The organism is Faecalibacterium sp. An122, assembly GCF_002160895.1.
Classification (GTDB): domain Bacteria; phylum Bacillota; class Clostridia; order Oscillospirales; family Ruminococcaceae; genus Faecalibacterium.
This window is the reverse complement of sequence record NZ_NFLL01000006.1, coordinates 91344-108482: the sequence shown is the minus strand read 5'-3', so window position 1 is coordinate 108482 and position 17139 is coordinate 91344. Positions and strand designations below refer to the sequence as shown.

20 protein-coding genes are annotated in these 17139 nt (G+C 52.8%); 11 read left to right on the top strand and 9 right to left on the bottom strand.

What is annotated here, in order from left to right; all coding sequences use genetic code 11:
• Positions 1-2: 2 nt before the first annotated feature.
• Positions 3-278 (top strand): DUF6809 family protein, encoded by a 276-nt coding sequence (locus tag B5E67_RS06395; RefSeq protein ID WP_087384070.1) that lies wholly within the window; start codon positions 3-5, stop codon positions 276-278.
• Between the two features lie 66 nt (positions 279-344).
• Here the strand turns inward: B5E67_RS06395 and B5E67_RS06390 are convergent, their stop codons facing one another.
• Genes B5E67_RS06390 through B5E67_RS06380 form a run of 3 tightly spaced genes read right to left on the bottom strand, consistent with a single transcriptional unit; the run spans position 345 to position 3170 of the window.
• The gene (locus B5E67_RS06390) at positions 345-1373 is read right to left on the bottom strand and encodes a virulence RhuM family protein (protein ID WP_087384067.1); all 1029 of its coding nucleotides are present in this window, start codon (positions 1371-1373) and stop codon (positions 345-347) included.
• Positions 1370-2290: a hypothetical protein gene (locus B5E67_RS06385; protein WP_087384064.1), complete on the bottom strand. Its 921-nt coding sequence runs from the start codon at positions 2288-2290 to the stop codon at positions 1370-1372. The genes B5E67_RS06390 and B5E67_RS06385 overlap by 4 nt, the downstream gene beginning before the upstream one ends.
• Before the next feature lie 31 nt (positions 2291-2321).
• A complete protein-coding gene (locus B5E67_RS06380) occupies positions 2322-3170 on the bottom strand; it encodes a hypothetical protein (RefSeq protein WP_087384061.1) in 849 nt (282 codons plus the stop codon).
• Between the two features lie 262 nt (positions 3171-3432).
• Here B5E67_RS06380 and B5E67_RS06375 point away from each other — a divergent pair, with 262 nt between their 5' ends.
• From B5E67_RS06375 to B5E67_RS06325, 9 genes are all read left to right on the top strand, one after another.
• Positions 3433-3636 carry a transposon-encoded TnpW family protein gene (locus B5E67_RS06375; RefSeq protein ID WP_087384058.1) on the top strand — a complete coding sequence of 68 codons (204 nt, stop codon included), beginning with the start codon at positions 3433-3435 and terminating at the stop codon, positions 3634-3636.
• Position 3637: 1 nt separating this feature from the next.
• Positions 3638-5578: a recombinase family protein gene (locus tag B5E67_RS06370; RefSeq protein ID WP_087384055.1), complete on the top strand. Its 1941-nt coding sequence runs from the start codon at positions 3638-3640 to the stop codon at positions 5576-5578.
• Positions 5579-5645: 67 nt separating this feature from the next.
• The gene (locus B5E67_RS15870) at positions 5646-6377 is read left to right on the top strand and encodes a CHC2 zinc finger domain-containing protein (RefSeq protein WP_242956812.1); all 732 of its coding nucleotides are present in this window, start codon (positions 5646-5648) and stop codon (positions 6375-6377) included.
• Positions 6355-7734, top strand: a complete 1380-nt coding sequence (locus B5E67_RS06360; RefSeq protein ID WP_087384052.1) for a phage/plasmid primase, P4 family — start codon at positions 6355-6357, stop codon at positions 7732-7734. Before B5E67_RS15870 ends, B5E67_RS06360 begins: the two co-directional genes overlap by 23 nt.
• Positions 7735-8124: 390 nt before the next feature.
• Complete coding sequence (locus B5E67_RS06350) at positions 8125-8337, top strand: hypothetical protein (protein WP_002596143.1); 213 nt, start codon at positions 8125-8127, stop codon at positions 8335-8337.
• A 4-nt stretch (positions 8338-8341) separates the two neighbouring features.
• Positions 8342-8548 (top strand): DUF3847 domain-containing protein, encoded by a 207-nt coding sequence (locus B5E67_RS06345; RefSeq protein WP_087384048.1) that lies wholly within the window; start codon positions 8342-8344, stop codon positions 8546-8548.
• Between the two features lie 428 nt (positions 8549-8976).
• Positions 8977-10674: a MobQ family relaxase gene (gene mobQ / locus B5E67_RS06340; protein WP_087384043.1), complete on the top strand. Its 1698-nt coding sequence runs from the start codon at positions 8977-8979 to the stop codon at positions 10672-10674.
• Between the two features lie 746 nt (positions 10675-11420).
• Entirely contained in the window at positions 11421-11756 is a 336-nt protein-coding gene (locus B5E67_RS06330; RefSeq protein ID WP_087384037.1) for a PadR family transcriptional regulator, read from the top strand.
• Complete coding sequence (locus B5E67_RS06325) at positions 11737-12285, top strand: DUF2812 domain-containing protein (RefSeq protein WP_087384034.1); 549 nt, start codon at positions 11737-11739, stop codon at positions 12283-12285. Before B5E67_RS06330 ends, B5E67_RS06325 begins: the two co-directional genes overlap by 20 nt.
• A gap of 216 nt (positions 12286-12501) precedes the next feature.
• Here the strand turns inward: B5E67_RS06325 and B5E67_RS06320 are convergent, their stop codons facing one another.
• From B5E67_RS06320 to B5E67_RS06295, 6 genes are all read right to left on the bottom strand, one after another.
• Positions 12502-12681, bottom strand: a complete 180-nt coding sequence (locus tag B5E67_RS06320; RefSeq protein ID WP_087384032.1) for a hypothetical protein — start codon at positions 12679-12681, stop codon at positions 12502-12504.
• Between the two features lie 75 nt (positions 12682-12756).
• Positions 12757-13947, bottom strand: a complete 1191-nt coding sequence (locus B5E67_RS06315; RefSeq protein ID WP_087384029.1) for a hypothetical protein — start codon at positions 13945-13947, stop codon at positions 12757-12759.
• A 12-nt stretch (positions 13948-13959) separates the two neighbouring features.
• A complete protein-coding gene (locus tag B5E67_RS06310) occupies positions 13960-14769 on the bottom strand; it encodes a hypothetical protein (protein WP_087384028.1) in 810 nt (269 codons plus the stop codon).
• Positions 14766-15308 (bottom strand): flavodoxin domain-containing protein, encoded by a 543-nt coding sequence (locus B5E67_RS06305; protein WP_087384025.1) that lies wholly within the window; start codon positions 15306-15308, stop codon positions 14766-14768. Before B5E67_RS06305 ends, B5E67_RS06310 begins: the two co-directional genes overlap by 4 nt.
• A gap of 10 nt (positions 15309-15318) precedes the next feature.
• Positions 15319-16065 (bottom strand): hypothetical protein, encoded by a 747-nt coding sequence (locus B5E67_RS06300; RefSeq protein WP_087384022.1) that lies wholly within the window; start codon positions 16063-16065, stop codon positions 15319-15321.
• On the bottom strand, positions 16062-16559 hold the full coding sequence (locus B5E67_RS06295; RefSeq protein WP_087384020.1) for a flavodoxin family protein: 498 nt from the start codon (positions 16557-16559) through the stop codon (positions 16062-16064). The genes B5E67_RS06300 and B5E67_RS06295 overlap by 4 nt, the downstream gene beginning before the upstream one ends.
• 189 nt (positions 16560-16748) lie before the next feature.
• Between B5E67_RS06295 and B5E67_RS06290 the strand changes: the two genes are divergently transcribed.
• Positions 16749-17030, top strand: a complete 282-nt coding sequence (locus tag B5E67_RS06290) for a TnpV protein (RefSeq protein ID WP_087384017.1) — start codon at positions 16749-16751, stop codon at positions 17028-17030.
• Positions 17031-17139 lie beyond the last annotated feature (109 nt).

Genomic DNA, 17139 nt, shown 5'->3' with positions numbered 1-17139 from the left:
CAATGATTTTAGAAGCCATGTATAACGGGGAGCTTTATCCCTGTGAAACCGTTGTTCCCACGTCCCCGGTATACCGCAAGGCGGTCCAAACCTGTGCGGCGTTGATGGAGCAGCTATCCCAGCGGCTCAGCAAAGAGGACTATGCTCTGGTGGAGGAACTCCGGGCGCAGAACGCTATTGCCCAGTGCGAGGAAAGCGAGAGCCATTTCAAGTATGGCTTTTCTGCGGGGCTGATCGCCCAACAGGAAGCCTATGAACAGCTGCGAAACAAGAAATAAGCGATGGCCGAAAAAGCCCACGCAGCCGGAAAGAGAACCGGTGGCGTGGGCTTTCTGTGTATACGGTTATTCTATCAGATCAGCCGAAGTCTCTGCAACCAGCTTGTCAAAGTCGCTCTGATAGGTCCTGTCCTGCAAAACTCGGAACTTTTCAAACTCTTTCTCGGCAAAGGCTTTGGCGATGGCGGCAGTCACCTTGCCCTTATCATGCAGAATATCTTCCTCGTTGAACTGTAAAAATGCGTCAAGCCGCTTGACCCAGTCGGCCATATACATGACATTTCCCCTGCGAGCCTGCCGCTCCGCATAGTCCAGATACATAGTGACGATCTCGTTCAGGTTTCGCATTTCCGTTTCGTTCAGATAGTTTTTGGCAACGGTGATATCCGATTTGCGGATACGGCCTTTGGGGGCGTTTTTCCATGTGGTCAGGCCCATGTTGGGCTTGGTGCTGTCGGCACGGCCATATACGATCTCGGCGGCGGTATGATGGGTGACCGCATAGTGGAGCTTGTTCTGCACCGTGGCGAAAAACTTCTTTGTGATGGGGCTTTCCACATCGTAGTCGGCGCTGCACTGGGAATAGATGTCCGTGATTTTCTGGTAGAACCTTCTCTCGCTGGCCCGGATGTCCCGGATACGCTCCAGCTGTTCTTCGAAATAATCCTTGCCGAAAAAGTTCTCCGGCTCTCGCAGCCGTGCGTCATCCATCACATAGCCCTTGATGATGAACTCTTTCAACACCCTGTTCGCCCAAATGCGGAACATGGTCGCCTTTTTGGAGTTCACACGATACCCCACAGCGATAATGGCGTCCAGATTGTAGTAGTTGGTCTGATACCGTTTCCCGTCTGCCGCAGTTGTTTCCATTTTGGAAACAACTGAATCCTCGCTCAGTTCGCCGGATTCAAAAATGTTTTTCAGATGCTTAGAAATGGCCGCTTTCTGCACCTCGAACAGTTCTGCCATTTTTGCCTGTGTCAGCCAGAGGTTTTCCTGAAAGAGTAGGATTTCCACCCGCACCTCTCCGTTTTCGGTCTTGTAAAAGAGGATTTCTCTGGTTTCATACGGGGTCAGTCCCTGTTCCTCACTCATTCCTCGTCACCTCCATCCGTCCGGTTCTTTCCCCGGCTCTTGTAGACATTGTACTGGTTCTTGCACCGTGGGCTGCAAAAGGCGGCGTTGGACCGACTGCCCAGGAATACCTTCTGGCAGTGCTTGCACAGGCGCAGGGGCTGGTCAACGTCCACCAGCATGAAGCTGAACATCATCTGGATACCCAGCAGCAGGGAGTGAAAATCCCAGTAAATGGTGGGCTTATCCAGCAGCTCAATGTGGTAGCTGGGGGCAATCCCACCGAACGCAGCCATGGCCTTGCGGTACAGCCCCCGTGCGTCCTCGTCGATGGAATCATAGTCATTGTAGTACAAAATGGCGGTGGTCAGCGTAAAGGCCCAGTCCTTGAACTGCTGGGCAACCCAGTCGTAGGGTTCCGCATATTCCCGCTGGAAACTCATATTCTTCGCCATCGGTTCGTCCATGAAAGTCATGGTCAGGGCAACCATCGTCCGGTCACCGGACACATTCCATGTGGATTCAATGCCCTTTTTCACCAAGTCCAGCTGGTCAAAGGGATAAAACAGGGACAGATATTTGTCTGTCTCCATGGATTCTTCCTTGATAAAGTGGTTTTTGGGCAGGTATACCGCCTCATAGTCCATAAAGGACGGCGTGGTGGGCAGGGCGGTCATCAGCCCCAGCAGGCCGTACCGGGTGACAAACTCCATCACTGCCTTTTCCACTTCTGCTTCCGGCTTGCGTCCCATCATTAACATCCCTACATTCAGGGCATCTAGCACAATGTTGGGGACCTCTTTCAGCGGATTGTAGACATCCGGCTTTGCACTCTTGCCGGGGGTGATGTACCGCTTGCCATCTTCCGCTGTTTTCAGCTCGTAGTGATCGTACCGCACCCAATGGGAACGGGACTGCTCAAATAAATTTTTCATCATACACGCCCTTTCTTCTGAATCGTCCCAATTATCAGGGGCGGTTTTTCTTTTTTCTGCGCCTGGTTTTATTCTCACGCCGGATCACAGCATCCTTGCCCTGCTTCTGTGCGATTTTCGAGTATTCCTCAAAAAATTGGCGTTCCCGCAAGGTCAGGCTGCCGCCATGCTCCTGCTTGCCGCACAGATGGTTATACATCTGGCGCTGCAATTTCTTGTGGATGGTCTTTCGCAGCTTGCGGATATTGCGGTCAGACTGCCCACGCACAGCGGCAAGCCGGGTGGTGCTGTACAGCCGCAAAGAGAGGAAATACAGAACTTCCTTGTGTTCCTCGCTCAGTTCCTCCACCATGCGGGATATAAAGGCGTCGGCGGTCAGGTTGTGCATCTCATAGGGGCAGTCAAACAGGATGTCCAGAAAGTTCCCGGCCATCAGCTGCCGGTATGCGGGGTTGTTCATCCAGCGGGGAATGAGCTTCGGTTCGGGCACCGCCTGATATTCCATCGGCACATCTCCACGGAGGTTTTCATGGTCCCGTTCCCGGCGTTCCCGGTTTCGGTCCAGCTTGTTCCATTCCTCCACCACGGCCCGGAAATCCTTCTCCGTGCGGGCGGCTTCCTCCAGCCGCCGCATGGCCTCGGCCCGCATCTCCCGTTTGAGCCGTTTATCACTGACTGGGGCAGCTTCTTCTTCCTCGTCCTCCAGCTCCGCTTCATAGTTGATGGGATGCTCGTCCTGCTCCAGCTCGCTTTCCAGCTCGGCCAGACGTTCTTCCGCAAGCGCCGGTTCCAGCGTTTCCTCTGCCCCAGTGCCTGTTCCAGCGTCCCATCCGGTGAAGCCACCCTCGGTATCCAGAAGCTCGTCATCAGACAGATACGCCATGACTCCACCTCTTTTCAAAAAAATATTTTGCGATTTTTCAAAAATGGTTCCGTTTTGCACCCCGGATTTCTCCTATTAGTGAAAGAGTAATCTAAAAACGAGTTACTTGGGTTACATTTGCTCATTCACACGGGAGAAAGGGGGCTTTCGCCATGTTCAGGCTTGACACAAAAAACAAGTAACACAATCGCAGGTTACAAACAATGGAACTATAACAACAGTATACACCGTATGCGCCGAAAGCGCAAGAAAGGGAGGTTCTATGGCAGATAAAAACGCCGTGTTTCTGACCCGGCACATTGGCAGCACAACCTATAAAGTTCGTGTCTATCTCAGCGAAACCGCCAAGGAAACCATGGAAGATAAAATTTTGCGGCTGATTCGCAACGACGGGCTGGCAAACCAGCCGGAATGTTGTATAATGGAACTGCCACAAATGAGCCGTCCGTCTGAAAGGAGCGCCTGATATGGCAAACAGACAGACGGAAGAAAAAATTACCGCGCTCTATGAGCGCCTGTCCCGTGATGATGACCTCACGGGCGATTCGAACTCCATTCTGAACCAGAAACGTTATCTCGAAAGCTATGCAGCACAGCGGGGCTACACCAATATCGTCCACTACACGGATGATGGGTGGTCGGGCGGCAACTTTGACCGTCCCGCATGGAAGCGCCTTGTGGCGGATATTGAGGCGGGAAAGGTAGCCCATCTGCTGTGTAAAGACCTCAGTCGGATTGGAAGGAATTACCTGCAAACCGGCTTTTACACCGAGGTAATGTTCCGGGAGAATGGGGTTCATTTTGTTGCTGTCGCCAACAACATCGACAGCGAGGAACAGGAAAGCGGCGAATTTGCGCCCTTTCTCAACATCATGAACGAATGGTATCTGCGCGACCAGTCCAAAAAGGTTTCGGCAGCATACCGTGTCAAGGGCAAGTCAGGCAAGCCCACCTCCAACAGCGCCATCTACGGCTACAAGAAAGACCCGGAGGACAAAGATCACTGGCTGGTGGATGAGGAAGCCGCCGCCGTGGTGCGGCGTATTTTCCGGCTGGCCGTGGAAGGACACGGGCCGTATGAGATTTCCAAAATGCTCACCGCCGAAAAGGTAGAATGCCCCGGCTACTATCTCGCCAAACAGCGGGCGAAGCAGAAAAAGCAGGGCAAAAAAGGCGGAACATCCATGCTGGACAAGAACCGTCCCTATGACTGGTACGGCAACACCGTCAGTACCCTGCTGGAAAGGCCGGAATATATGGGGCATACGGTGAACTTCCGTTCCTCTAAAAAGTCCTACCGGGATAAGCGGGTGAAGAACGCCCCGGAGGATTGGCTGATTTTTGAGAACACCCACGAGGCCATTGTTGACCCGGAAACGTGGCAGCTTGCCCAGCAGGTGAAACGGACGGTGCGCCGGACGGACACCACCGGCGTCGCCAATCCCCTGACCGGCCTTGTGTTTTGTGCTGACTGTGGAGCCAAAATGTATAACCACCGGGGCAAGCGCAAAAAGGACGGGCGGGAATATTCCGTGGATTTTTACAGCTGCTCCACCTACACCCTGACCTTTGAGCGAGAAACTCAGATGTGTTCTTCTCACACGGTCAGCACTAAGGCTCTGAATGCCCTGATTCTGGAAACCATCCGCACTACCGCTAACTACGCCATTCATAACAAGGAGGAATTTATTCAGAAAGTTCGCAGCATTTCACAGGTTCGCCAGCAGGAGGCGGCAAAGGAGCTGAAACGCAAGGTCGCCAAGGAGCGCAGGCGCAGCGCCGAGCTGGACGTGCTGATTAAAAAGCTGTACGAAACCTATGCCATGGGCAAGTTGGAAGAAAAACGGTTCGAGCTGCTGTGTGCCGAATATGAAAAGGAACAGGCGGAGCTGGAACAGCTGCTTGCATCCGAGCAGGCACAGTTGGACCAATTTCACGAGGATACGGACCGTGCCAGCCACTTTCTGGCGCTGGCGCAGAAATATACGGATTTCACCGAGCTGACCGCCCCTATGATCCATGAATTTGTGGAGAAAATTCTGGTCCATGCCCCAGACCGAAGCACCGGGGAGCGGGTGCAGGAAATTGAGATTTATCTGAATTTCATCGGGAAGTTTGAAGTGCCCATGCCCGAACCTACCGAGGAAGAACTGGCCGCAGAAGAAAAGCGCCGCCAGAAGCGTATCCGTGACCATGAAAAATATCTGCGCCAGAAGGAGCGCAAACAGAAGATTGCCGAGGGGCTGATCGTTCCGGGTGAACCGTACCAGCTAGTGTGCCAGTGCTGCGGAGAGCCGTTCCAGTCTGTCCGCCCTAACGCTAAATTTTGCAAACCCGCCTGCCGGGAGAAGTTCTACCGGCAGGAAAAGCGGAAAGCCAAAGAAACGGAAACATCACAAACTGCATAAGGACTGCGGCCTGCCCAAATAAACCGGGCAGGCCGCTTTTTTTATGCCCTGAAACGGAGGGATTCTTATGACACTCTTTGAACTGGTAAAACAGAATATTTGTGTGCCGGATGCGGCGGAACACTATGGGCTGCAAGTCAACCGAAACGGGATGTGCAGCTGTCCGTTCCATGAGGACCAACACCCCAGCATGAAGCTGAACGAACGGTATTTTTACTGCTTCGGCTGCGGAGCCACCGGCGATGTGATTGACCTTGTGGCAAGGCTGTTTGGCCTGAACAGTTACGAAGCAGCCCAGAAACTGGCACAGGATTTCGGGATTGACCCGGACAAGCCCCCGGCGGCAATCGCCTTACCAAAACCGGAGCGTCCTCTGCTGAAAGCATACCGGCAGGAGGAAGTGCGCTGCCTGCGGGTGCTGTGTGATTATCTGCATCTTCTGGAAAGTTGGAAACAGAACTATGCCCCATCCAATCCAGATAAAACCGGGGCCCCCAACGGAACCCAGCAAGGCGGTTCCGTTGGGGAGAGGACGAGCAGCGGAATGAGCGAGCTCTCGCCGCAAGGCGGGAGCGAGGGATATGTAGCTTGTGAGGACGAGGATGACCGGTTTGTGGAAGCCTGTCAGATGCTGGACTATGTGGAGTATCTGGCGGATTTGCTCATTGCCGCTGAGCTGGAACAGCGGGTGAAAATTGTTGAAATGCTGAACAAGGATGGCCTGATTGCCGGTTTGGAGGAACGGCTGGACAGGCTGAAAAAGGAGGACGATGCCCATGAAAAACAAAACGCAGCTTGACGGGATGCCCGTCTGGTTTGATGGAAAAAGCATCAACGAAGCCCTGTTTTGTGAGGAGTTCTTGCAGACGCACAAGATCATCTACACAAACGGGGCTTTTTTCACGCCCGAAGGGCGTGTGACAGACGAACTGCCCCTGCGGGGAGAGATTTTTGAGGAGCTGAAATGCTGTGCAGTCAGCAACATTCCCCGCAAAATCAGCAACATTGTGGAGCTGATGAAACTGGCGGCGCTGGTGGAGGATTTTCCCCCGGAGCCGGATCGGATTCATCTTTCCAATGGGACGCTTTTTCTGGACGGAACCTTTGTGGAGGGAAAGCCGAAAATCGTCCGCAACCGTTTCCCCGTGGCCTACAACCCCAACGCTCCGGAACCTGTCCTCTGGCTGCAATTTCTGGATGGCCTGCTCTACCCGGAGGACATCCCCACCTTGCAGGAATATATCGGCTACTGCCTGATCCCCAGCAATAAGGGACAGCGGATGATGGTGATTAAGGGCAGCGGCGGCGAAGGAAAGTCGCAGATCGGCGCTGTGCTGGGAACTTTGTTCGGCTCCAACATGAAGGACGGCAGCATCGGGAAAATATCCGAGAACCGTTTTGCACGTGCCGATTTGGAACATATCCTCCTGTGCGTGGATGACGATATGCGGATGGAGGCCCTTCGCCAAACCAACTATGTGAAATCCATCGTCACTGCCCAGGGTAAGATGGATTTGGAACGCAAGGGCAAGCAGAGCTATCAGGGATGGATGTGCGCCCGGCTACTGGCCTTCTCCAACGGAGATTTGCAGGCGCTGTTTGACCGCAGCGACGGATTTTACCGCCGCCAGCTGGTGCTGACCACGAAAGAAAAACCGGCTGGCCGTGTGGATGATCCCGACCTTGCCGAGAAGATGAAAGCCGAGGTGGAGGGTATTCTGCTGTGGGCTTTTGAGGGATTGCAGCGGCTGGCCGCCAACAACTTCAAATTCACCGAAAGTGAGCGCACCAGAGGGAACCGGGAGGCAGTCAAACGGGACAATAACAATGTCTATGATTTTCTGGATTCTGACGGGTATGTTCGCCTGAAAGCCGATTTATCTGCCAGCTCCAAAGAGCTGTATGAGGCATACCAGATTTACTGCACCGAGAACAACCTGCCTGCCCTGAAACCCCGCAGTTTCAGCGAAGCCCTGATCGCCTGCCAGAGCCGCTACAATCTGGAATACTGCAACAATGTGACCAACGCAGCCGGACGGCGGGTGCGTGGCTTTCTGGGGATTGCGGTACTGGTGAGAAATCATATATCAGTGTTTTCCGGTGATTCGATGCGTACGTACGTACCGGAAGATGTGCCGGAGGAATGGCGGCGCTGAGCCATGTACGTACGTACGCTTTGATTGACCGTTGTTCTCCCTTTTATAGCAATTCAGCGGCTATGTCAGTCAGAATCACTGGTCAAATCCCCATGCTAAATCAAGGCAAGTGGAAATCGAAAAGTATTTGCCTATTGGAAGAAATCATTTTGCGAAACCGTGCTTCTCGCCCCGGTGAACCGGGTGCATGGAATCATGGGGAAATGCACGGTTTCAAGTCAAGTCACACGTAACGGAAAAGTCGGAAGGTGCGACCTATGGGCAGGACATCACACCGGCAATTCTGAACGGATTTGGTGACAAGGAGATTTTTCACCACACAGCGAAGCGGTTATGCCAGAGGGCGTGCCAGCTTCGCTTTTTTATCAAGTAAATTTAGGAGGATTTTTGATGATGACGGTACGCAACGAGATTAAGGCACAGATCGTCCGGGCCGGATATACCATGCAGGAGGTAGTTGACCGGCTCCATGAGGAATACGGCTGGTCGGACAGTGTTTCCAATCTGTCCGCCAAACTCCAGCGGGAATCAATCCGCTACAAGGAGGTTGTGGAGCTGGCCGATGTGCTGGGCTACGATCTGATCTGGCAGAAACGGAGGTAACACCATGACAAGTGAAGAAAAGAAACTGTTGCAGGCAAAGCACCGCTTGGAGGAAGCCCAGGCACGGGACCGGGTGAGGGAGCGAAAAGCCCGGACAAGGCGGCTCATTCAGGAGGGCGCTGTGCTGGAAAAAGTGCTGCCGGAAGTACAGGCGGTAGGACTTGATAATCTGGAAGAATATCTGCGGCGAAAGCTGGCAGGGCACGATTGAAAACGGCGGGAGGTCTCCGGGAAACCGGGGGCCTTCCTCTTTTTTATTCCGAAGGGCGCACTTACTCACCACCTGCTAAAGCAGGCGGTGGTAGCCCTCCCGTTGGTCGGGCACGTGCGCTCTCCGAGGGGGATTGCGGCTCCTGCGGGAGCCGCTGGACAAGGCTGCATTTCTGCCAAACTGCCAGCCTTGTCCATGCAGTCGGCGCAGGGGTTTCCGTTTTGGAAGCCCCTGTTCATGGGGTGGTATATTGCCACCCCATCCCGCCGCCTGCCTGCGTCAACCTGCCACCGGCAGCTTGACACAGATGCAGGGGTGGAACAAATCGTTCCACCCCTGCTGGTGGTACGTCGCATTTCACGACGTACTGAGCGAAAACAAGGGTGCCCTGTTTCGGGGCACCCCTTTCAGAAAGGACAAGGTGAATTATGGCGATTTATCATTTGGAGGCTAAGATAGTCAGCCGTGGAGCCGGGCGCTCCGCCGTGGCTGCTGCGGCCTATCTGAGCTGTTCCCGGATGCTCAACCAGTATGACGGAGTGCAGCACGACTACACCCGCAAACAGGGACTTGGATGGCGGCAGGTTTTTCTGCCAGCCTACGCCCCCGCAGCGTGGCAGGATCGGGAAACCCTGTGGAACGCTGTGGAAGAAACGGAACCCGCAAAGGACAGCCGCCTTGCCCGTGAATTTGTGGCGGCGCTGCCCATAGAGTTGAGCCGGGAGGAACAAATCCAGCTCCTGCAAGATTTCATCAAGGAGCAATTTGTGGCAGATGGGATGTGCGCTGATGCTGCCATCCATGACCCATATCCTCCCGGGCACAATCCCCATGCCCATATTCTGCTGACGGTGCGCCCACTGGATGAAAAGGGAAAATGGCAGTACAAGACCGAAAAAGAGTATCTCTGCGTCAAAGACGGTAAGGAACGGGGCTTTACCGCCGCTGAGTTTAAACAGGTACAGGCCGATGGATGGGAGAAGCAGTACCAGTACAAGGTGGGCAAAAAGAAGGTGTATATGTCCCCTTCCGCAGCGCAGGCGCAGGGCTATGAACGGGTATCCAAATACCCCAAAAGCACCAAATTTGGCAGACAGAACCCCATCACGGAACGATGGAACAGTGACGAGCAGCTTGTCCTGTGGCGAGCTGCATGGGCGGATGTGGCAAACCGCTATCTGGAGCGCACCGGACATGAGGAACGCATCGACCACCGCAGCCATACCGAGCGTGGCCTGCTGGAACAACCTACGGTTCATGAAGGTGTAGCTGCCAGAGCTATGGAGAAAAAGGGTATTATCTCTGACCGATGCGAGCTGAACCGGCAGATCAAGGCGGACAATGCCCTGCTCCGGGAACTGAGAGGACAGGTCAAAAAGCTGGCGCAGGCAGTTAAAAATACCCTACCGGCGCTTGCTGAGGCCATGGAGAATCTGCGTAAAAATCTGCTGCTGTTCTGCTATCAGCTGGGGTATCTTCGCAAGGGCAAGGAGCGTCTGAACACTTCGCTGAATACGCTGCGGCCCGCCCTTGCACAGTACAATCAGCTTGCAAAGGACATCCGGGACAAGACGAAAGAGCGCCGCAGCCTGCTCTCCGAGAAAAAGGCGCTCTCTGCTGTCCATGTGTTCCAACACCGGGAGCTGGCGGCTAAGATAGCGATTCTGACAGAGGATTTGGAGGAACTGCGTTCTGAGAAAAATATGCTTTTGGCATCGCTGGCATATACCGAGGAAGATGCCGCCGACAAATTCCCTAAAGACATCGCTGCCATGGAGCAGAGGCTGAAACGGTTGGAAGAACAGGAACAGAAATATTCCGCCGAGCTGGACGCTGCCCTGAATGAGTATGCCGGGCTTCGGGAGCAGGCACAGGGCTTCGACCCGGTGCAGCTGTATGAAGCAAGGCAGGCCAGCCGCCCCAGCAAGGAGCAGGAAGCGGAGAACCGGGCGCAGGAGGTTTATGGCGAGAAATACAGCCCGCTTCTGATGTTTGACAGTAAAAAGGCGGTTTCCCATATGCTGCATGAGGATATGGAGCGGCAGGCCGTGCGGAGGATGGTGCAGCAGGTACAGAAGGGACAGCGGATTTTCCAAAAGAAAAAAGATAAGGGGCAGGAACGGTAATGCCGTTCCTGCCCTCAGCCTGTCGAAAAAGGTCACCGAAGGGAGAGGCTTCGTAAGGAAGTTCTCTCCCTTTGGCTTTTGTAGTCAGCCGGAATGATTGGATTTGTAGGAAAACAATCATATTTTGGGGATTACAAAATGAAACAGCATTACATTGACGAAAAACAGGTATCAGCTATACTTTGCAAGGCGACTATTATCTGGCAGACCGTTTACCGACTCCAAAATATAACGGAATATCGGCGTATGGGAGCGGCGGCACTTATCGTAATCTCAAACAGTGCCGCAAAGTGCTTTATATTAGCCTGTTGATAAGCGGCAGACGGAACTGTTATCTTACCGAAATGGATAAGCAGTCGAAAGATTTATTTTTTCAAATGGTAACGTAGATTGCAGAGCGTGATGGTATCGCTGAAGCGTTCAAGGTGAAAATCAAATGGAATGGATTGGAAGATGAAATCGATTTGCCACTGTATAATAAAGATTATCGATATGTAATGATTTACCGATGATAAAGGCAGGCAGAGCTTTCAAACTCTGTCCGTCTTGTCATTATTCGGTTTGTCACAATGGGCAAAATAGCTGAGGTTGGTAAGAATTACGTTTTAAATCCGCAGGACGTTTTCGCCTCTTTTCGCCTTTACATAGATTTTATTTGACGAATAGTATATCGCAGTGCTATACTAAAATTGATATATAGCAGTGCGATATATATTGCCAAGAATATAAGGGAAGGAGTAGAGGAAGTGGACGCTCATATTCTGAAAGTATATGTCCCGATGACGGAGACAGGTTTTTACATCTTGCTGTGCTTTCGGGAAGAGTCCCATGGCTATAGTGTCGTCCGCAAAGTGGAAGAGCTTACCGGCGGCGAAATCCGAATCAGCCCCGGGACGATGTATGGCAGTCTGTCCAAGATGGAAAAGGATGGGTTGATCCAGTTTGTGCGGGAGGAAGAAAAGCGGAAAATCTATTGCATCACAGACCTGGGCCGAGAGGTGCTGGCTCTGGAAATGAAACGGATCGAAAGACTGTACCAAAACATGATGGAGGTGCGCCGAAATGAAAACGAGAAAAACTGAATTGCGTATCTTTACAATCGCGGATTGGGAGAAAGAAGAGCGGTATCTTCAAAAACGTCACCGGGAAGGGTGGAAGTTTCGGAGGGTAAACCTGCTGGGGATTTATCATTTTGAGCGATGTACGCCTGAGGATGTAGTTTATCAGCTGGATTATAACGAAGAAGGGCTGAAACACAAAGATGAGTACGTCCAGATGTTCCAGGACTGTGGCTGGGAATATATGCAGGATTTTGGCGGATACAGCTATTTCCGCAAGCCGGTTTCCCAGATGCAGGGGGAAGAGAAAATCTTCTGTGACGATGAATCCAGACTGGATATGATGCGGCGGGTGTTTGCAGGCCGGTATCTGCCGATCCTTATTATTCTTGTATTGCTGATCCTGCCCAATCTGTTCGGACAGTTCCGCAGCCAGGATGCAGACGCCCCCGTCCTGCTGGTGCTGTTTCTGATTCTTCTGGCGGTTTATGCCTGGGCGGCCGTGTCTTTCGGCTATCGCTATTGGAAATTAAAAGACCGGCTGAAAAAATGATGCCCGGGCTGATCTCCGCAGAAAGTATCGGCAGGGATTGCCGGACGGGTCGCGGGCCTGTTGCCGGTTTTCTTTCGGACTGCCCGGCAGCGGCAGTCAGCTCAAAAAACGCAATGAGAATTGGCCCTCCAAAGAAGCGGCTTTGCATCCTTGGAAGGCCAATTCTTGTGCGTGATTTTTTCTGAGGTTATTATGCAAAAGCCTCTTGTTAAGCTGCTACTCAGATACCTCGTCAACCGTGGTCTTTTTGAAAATCAGGATACCTTTGGATGAGGGCATGATTGAACAAGAAACCAGCTCAAATCCCTTTTTCTCCATTTCGTTGGCTGTTTCTTCTACTTTAGAGGCCATTTCTCTCGCCTTAGGCGAATATTTAATTACCACCGTTTTGTACATAGAATTCACCTCCCTCCCTTGAAAACGAGCCTGCCTTGCGTCACGCTGCGCTATTCACGGCAGATAGCGACGCAGCTAACGTGTTTGCTCCATTTTAGCACGCAAAAACTCCACCAGGACCTGTTCCTGTTCTGGCGGAAAGGTGCGGGGAAGGTGTAATGTTTTCGTGAAAGACCCCTTACGGTGAGATCCATAGGCGTCCTTTGTCTTTTTGTTGAACTGCCCCCGGATGCATATGGATCTTTTCCCAACATGGCAACCTTCCAGCTGAAGCAGGGTAAAGACAAATTCCACGCGCTCCTCCATGCTGCCGCTGTAACCGGTATAGTGTAGCTGGCCTTGCGCAAGATAAACCCGCTGCACCAGGGAAGTCCCCGAGCAGTTCATCCAATACATCAGCAGGGGGATGAAGGAGAACATGGCCGTCGCCATCACCACCAGGACCGGCTGGCGCAGCAGCCAGACAGCCGGTAGCGCCTGGGAATCCCTCGTGGCGGCGAGGATGGCCAGGCATATCAGGAAAGTCCCCGGGCAAACCAGCAGGGCGAGAATTTTCGGCAGCCTGAGATACCGCTTCCGGCGGGTCGGGTCGGTTTCCAGCACTAGGGTGTCCGACTGGGCGGCCTTCTGCTTTTCCCTTGCCCGCTTTTCCGCGTGCGCCTTCCTGTCTCCCTGATAGCCTGATATCAGCGAGAGGATCAGAGGGACTAGGAGCAGAAGCAGCCCGGTCAGGGCAATGGAAAAAATAAACCCGTAGCTTGCGGGTTGTGACAGCGGGGCAAAGATGACGATACAGATAAGGAGCGTCAGCAGCTCCAACATCAGCAGATAGAAGCACACCGGCAGAAAGACATTTAAAAACCGCTTGCCTTTCAGGGAATAGCGCCTGCTTTTCTCCAGGACTCGCAGGCCCTTGCCCTGGATATGCCCGGCCGTGAGATCTGAGATTGTCCCGGCACTGGAGAGGTTGGCAAACAGCAGCAGGGCCGTGACGATGAACAGGACACCGCGGGTCTCCCTGGCGACGTCTTTTGTCCGGCCTTTTACGGCCGCAAGAAGGGTCAACATGATTTTGACGATTAGGGTGAGATAGACCGGCCCCAACAACATAAAAAACATCCGAAGGTTGAAAAACATTTCTTCCGATAACCCAAGCCAGCCGGCCGGCACGAGGGAGAGCGGCATGCCGATGATAATAAACACCGCATAGAACTCTGTAATTTTAAGGAGCCATTTTCCAAATCCAACGTTTCGCTCTTCTTGCATCCAACTCACTCCTTATAGCTCGCCGGCATCGGTCCTGTCTGAAAACGCCAGGCATCCCAAAGTCACCGCCAGAATATCGATGAAGGTACGGAGGATCAGATCGGGAATGTTGGCGGCAAACACCAAGGGCATAAAGAAGTTGAAAAGGATCAAATCCATGCCGAACAAAAGGCAGCCCAAAACCATGGCCCGCTTTAACCGGCTTCCGTGGCTGATGCGGGGCCTCAGCCATGCCGTCACACAGGAAATTGCAATACCCGTGAGCAGGCACCATAGCACCGTTTCCACCGGCTTCTCAGCAAAGGATGAATAAATGTCAAAGATGAGGTATTGTATCATCCGTCCGGCAAGGAAGCAGGCAGCTACGGCCAGCATCGGAAGAACAGGGAATGGTGCTTTCCTCCGGGGGGCAGGACGCCCGACTGCCCCCAACAGCCATCCAAGCAGCAAGCCCATAACCACCAGGGCCAGGCTATCCGCCAGCGGATAGGTGATCCGATCCATAGCCGCCACATGGGGCAGGGGCTCCAAAAGATACAAGATCCACACAACGCAGCAAGAAAGGCCATATTTCAGCCCCTGCAAAATCCGGCTGCCGCTCATCCGGCCCCGGATGAGCAGGAACAGCGAGGCAATCAGGGAGTAAGCAAATACCCCATAGACAGTGAAGGCCAGCGGCATCGTTCCGTTTTTCGCGAAAACACTGGGCGGCAGAACAGTCTGCTCCCCAGACGGGATGGAAAGCTGCCCGATGATACGGACAACAGTGGCAGCAAGACCAACCGCAAAGATTTTGAGGATATTTTTAACAGCGCTGTTCATATCGTTTTTCCCTGTATTTCTGAAATAATCGGCCCCAACGCGCGAAAATCTGTAAAATCAACCCGTTTCCCGTAGGTCTCCAGGAGTTCCCGGTTTTCCGCCGTCTGCTTTTCCATAGGGATCCTGCGCAGGGATTGGTACAGCAGCTTCATCACCGTCCGGTGGCCGAGGGAAAGCTTTTGATAATCAATCCTGCCGCGTAGATGGAAAACCTTTGCCCGGTCAACCAGCTTCTCGGAAAGCTGCTTTCGCAAAGAGGCGCGGATATTGTCCAGGTTTTCCTGTTCGCAGGGGTCGGCCAGCCCTACGGTAACGAGGATCAGCTTTTGCCCGTCTTGAAGGGAAAAGCCCCGCAGGGTTTTCGAAAGGCCAAGGACACCGCCGGCGTAAAGGCTGCCCAGATAGACGACCACGCTTCTGCCTGAAAGGTCTGGGGCGTCTTTGTAGCTGACCGCGGGGATGCCGGTTTGTTCAGACAGCTTTTCTGCATACCGGCGGGAACTGCCGTACTGGCTGCCATAAATAATGATGTGTTCCATATCTACCCTCCTATTCACTATGCCATTTGTCCCGTTTCAAGAGTGTGACGAGGAAGCGGCCATGAAAAAGAGAGGACAATGTCATAAATACGTCTGCGACAGGGACAAACAGAAAAGCGGGAATCATGACCCGCGTAAAGCGGTTGGGCAACACCCGCTCTCTGCGAATGGCCGACGAAAGCCGCGCCAAGCAGAATAGTAGGCCGCTGTTGAGAAAAAGCCATGTGCATATCTGGATGGCAAGGGAGCACCACAGCTCGCCTGGTAATGTTCCGGTGCTGAAAAAGGATAACGCCATCTGAAGCAGAATGATGCCAATCAGGATGGGGTAAACGATCCCCAGCACCTGGAGCATGACCCCGCCGCCGATCCCAATTCCGCCGCCCCATGGCATCCCAGTCTTCTCGCACCATGCCTGAAGCATGCGCAGGGCGGGCAGATTTTGTTTCCCTTCCACAAAGCCGTTGTTGCATAGGGCATACAGCCGGAACCGGCAGGGATGGCTTTGGCAATATGCTTCCGCCCTGCCCAGAAATTCCACTACATGGGAGGGAAGGCCATCCACATAAAGGGGTACAGAAAGGCACACTGCCTCCGTGCTTGGAAGGAGCTCCAGAATCGGCTGAAAATCCTGCCGGGCACTGAGGGATACCGTTTCCTTCCGGACGCCCGGCAGGAACAACCGGAGCAATCTCGAGAAGAAACGGGAGGCTCCGCCCTTCTTCTTTGGGCTTGCTTGCACGATCAGAAGGTTCACAGGCTGGCCTCCTTTAACTGTTCAATATTTTGGAAGAAAACCACATCTGCTTTCTCATAGTCCAGATTCAGACGGTTTCGTTCGACAAGTTCCGTGGCTGTCTCCTGCTCAAACTCCGTACATTCCCCATAAAAGAAAACACGCATTTGTTTCCGGCGCGGATAGCGGCTTATGTGGTGGGTCTGGCCGCCGCGCCAGGTGAAAAATGGAAGAGAAGCTCCGATTGAGCGATCCAAAACGGCCTTGACAGGGCTGCTGTATCCTCCGTAACAGCACCGGCTGACAATGATGAGCGAATCACCCTTTCCAATAAGTGCTCCAATGTGCCGTAGAGAATCCCTCATGACGCAATAGCCGGCGTTTTTCAGCCAGCACTTGAAGCAGCCGCGGCAGTGAGCATACTGATTGTCCGCATGAATGACAACCAAATCCTCATTCGTTTTTTTCAGCAAACAGGTAATCTCTTCGCCAAGGTCGTGGATGATCACTTTCATAGATCAGCTTCCTCTTTCAAACAGAGCGGTGTCTTCCTTCCAGCGCCGTTTTCAAAACGGTTGGGGTAAAAGCGCAGAAAAGTACATGCCGCATTTCTGCTTATCGCAAATACATATACCTTTTAAGGATACAACACGCGGCATAAAACGTCTATCTGTTTAAGGACAAATCTGTGTAAAATATTTTGGATGAAACAGCACCGCAGGATACTTTGTACCAACCTGCTGACAAGCAGCAGGCTGAACAGCTATCTTGCGGATATTGATAAACAGGCAGAAGAACTGTTTCTTCGGTTGGCAGAGCAGATGGAGGAGCGTGAGGGTATAACTGAAAAACTGAAAGCTGAACATCCGATGGAGTGGGTCGGAATAATGAATGCGCTGCGTGAAGCGGCTACGGAAATCGTGAACACAGAAGTAATTTTCGCACAAACCAAAGCCGATAGGAAAGTCGTAAAATTAAGCCTGTAACACTTTCAAACGCAAAATCGAGGGGCAAGGTACAAAATCCTTGCCCCTCGATTTTTATGCCTTAAAAACGGCTTAAAATTAGGATTTTTCAGCTCCTAATTTTCTACGC

Coding starts and splice junctions, on each gene's coding strand:
- B5E67_RS06395 (WP_087384070.1), top strand. CDS start 3: ATGATTTTAGAAGCCATGTATAACGGGGAGCTTTATCCCTGTGAAACC.
- B5E67_RS06390 (WP_087384067.1), bottom strand. CDS start 1,373: ATGAGTGAGGAACAGGGACTGACCCCGTATGAAACCAGAGAAATCCTC.
- B5E67_RS06385 (WP_087384064.1), bottom strand. CDS start 2,290: ATGATGAAAAATTTATTTGAGCAGTCCCGTTCCCATTGGGTGCGGTAC.
- B5E67_RS06380 (WP_087384061.1), bottom strand. CDS start 3,170: ATGGCGTATCTGTCTGATGACGAGCTTCTGGATACCGAGGGTGGCTTC.
- B5E67_RS06375 (WP_087384058.1), top strand. CDS start 3,433: ATGGCAGATAAAAACGCCGTGTTTCTGACCCGGCACATTGGCAGCACA.
- B5E67_RS06370 (WP_087384055.1), top strand. CDS start 3,638: ATGGCAAACAGACAGACGGAAGAAAAAATTACCGCGCTCTATGAGCGC.
- B5E67_RS15870 (WP_242956812.1), top strand. CDS start 5,646: ATGACACTCTTTGAACTGGTAAAACAGAATATTTGTGTGCCGGATGCG.
- B5E67_RS06360 (WP_087384052.1), top strand. CDS start 6,355: ATGAAAAACAAAACGCAGCTTGACGGGATGCCCGTCTGGTTTGATGGA.
- B5E67_RS06350 (WP_002596143.1), top strand. CDS start 8,125: ATGATGACGGTACGCAACGAGATTAAGGCACAGATCGTCCGGGCCGGA.
- B5E67_RS06345 (WP_087384048.1), top strand. CDS start 8,342: ATGACAAGTGAAGAAAAGAAACTGTTGCAGGCAAAGCACCGCTTGGAG.
- mobQ (WP_087384043.1), top strand. CDS start 8,977: ATGGCGATTTATCATTTGGAGGCTAAGATAGTCAGCCGTGGAGCCGGG.
- B5E67_RS06325 (WP_087384034.1), top strand. CDS start 11,737: ATGAAAACGAGAAAAACTGAATTGCGTATCTTTACAATCGCGGATTGG.
- B5E67_RS06320 (WP_087384032.1), bottom strand. CDS start 12,681: ATGTACAAAACGGTGGTAATTAAATATTCGCCTAAGGCGAGAGAAATG.
- B5E67_RS06315 (WP_087384029.1), bottom strand. CDS start 13,947: ATGCAAGAAGAGCGAAACGTTGGATTTGGAAAATGGCTCCTTAAAATT.
- B5E67_RS06310 (WP_087384028.1), bottom strand. CDS start 14,769: ATGAACAGCGCTGTTAAAAATATCCTCAAAATCTTTGCGGTTGGTCTT.
- B5E67_RS06305 (WP_087384025.1), bottom strand. CDS start 15,308: ATGGAACACATCATTATTTATGGCAGCCAGTACGGCAGTTCCCGCCGG.
- B5E67_RS06295 (WP_087384020.1), bottom strand. CDS start 16,559: ATGAAAGTGATCATCCACGACCTTGGCGAAGAGATTACCTGTTTGCTG.
- B5E67_RS06290 (WP_087384017.1), top strand. CDS start 16,749: ATGAAACAGCACCGCAGGATACTTTGTACCAACCTGCTGACAAGCAGC.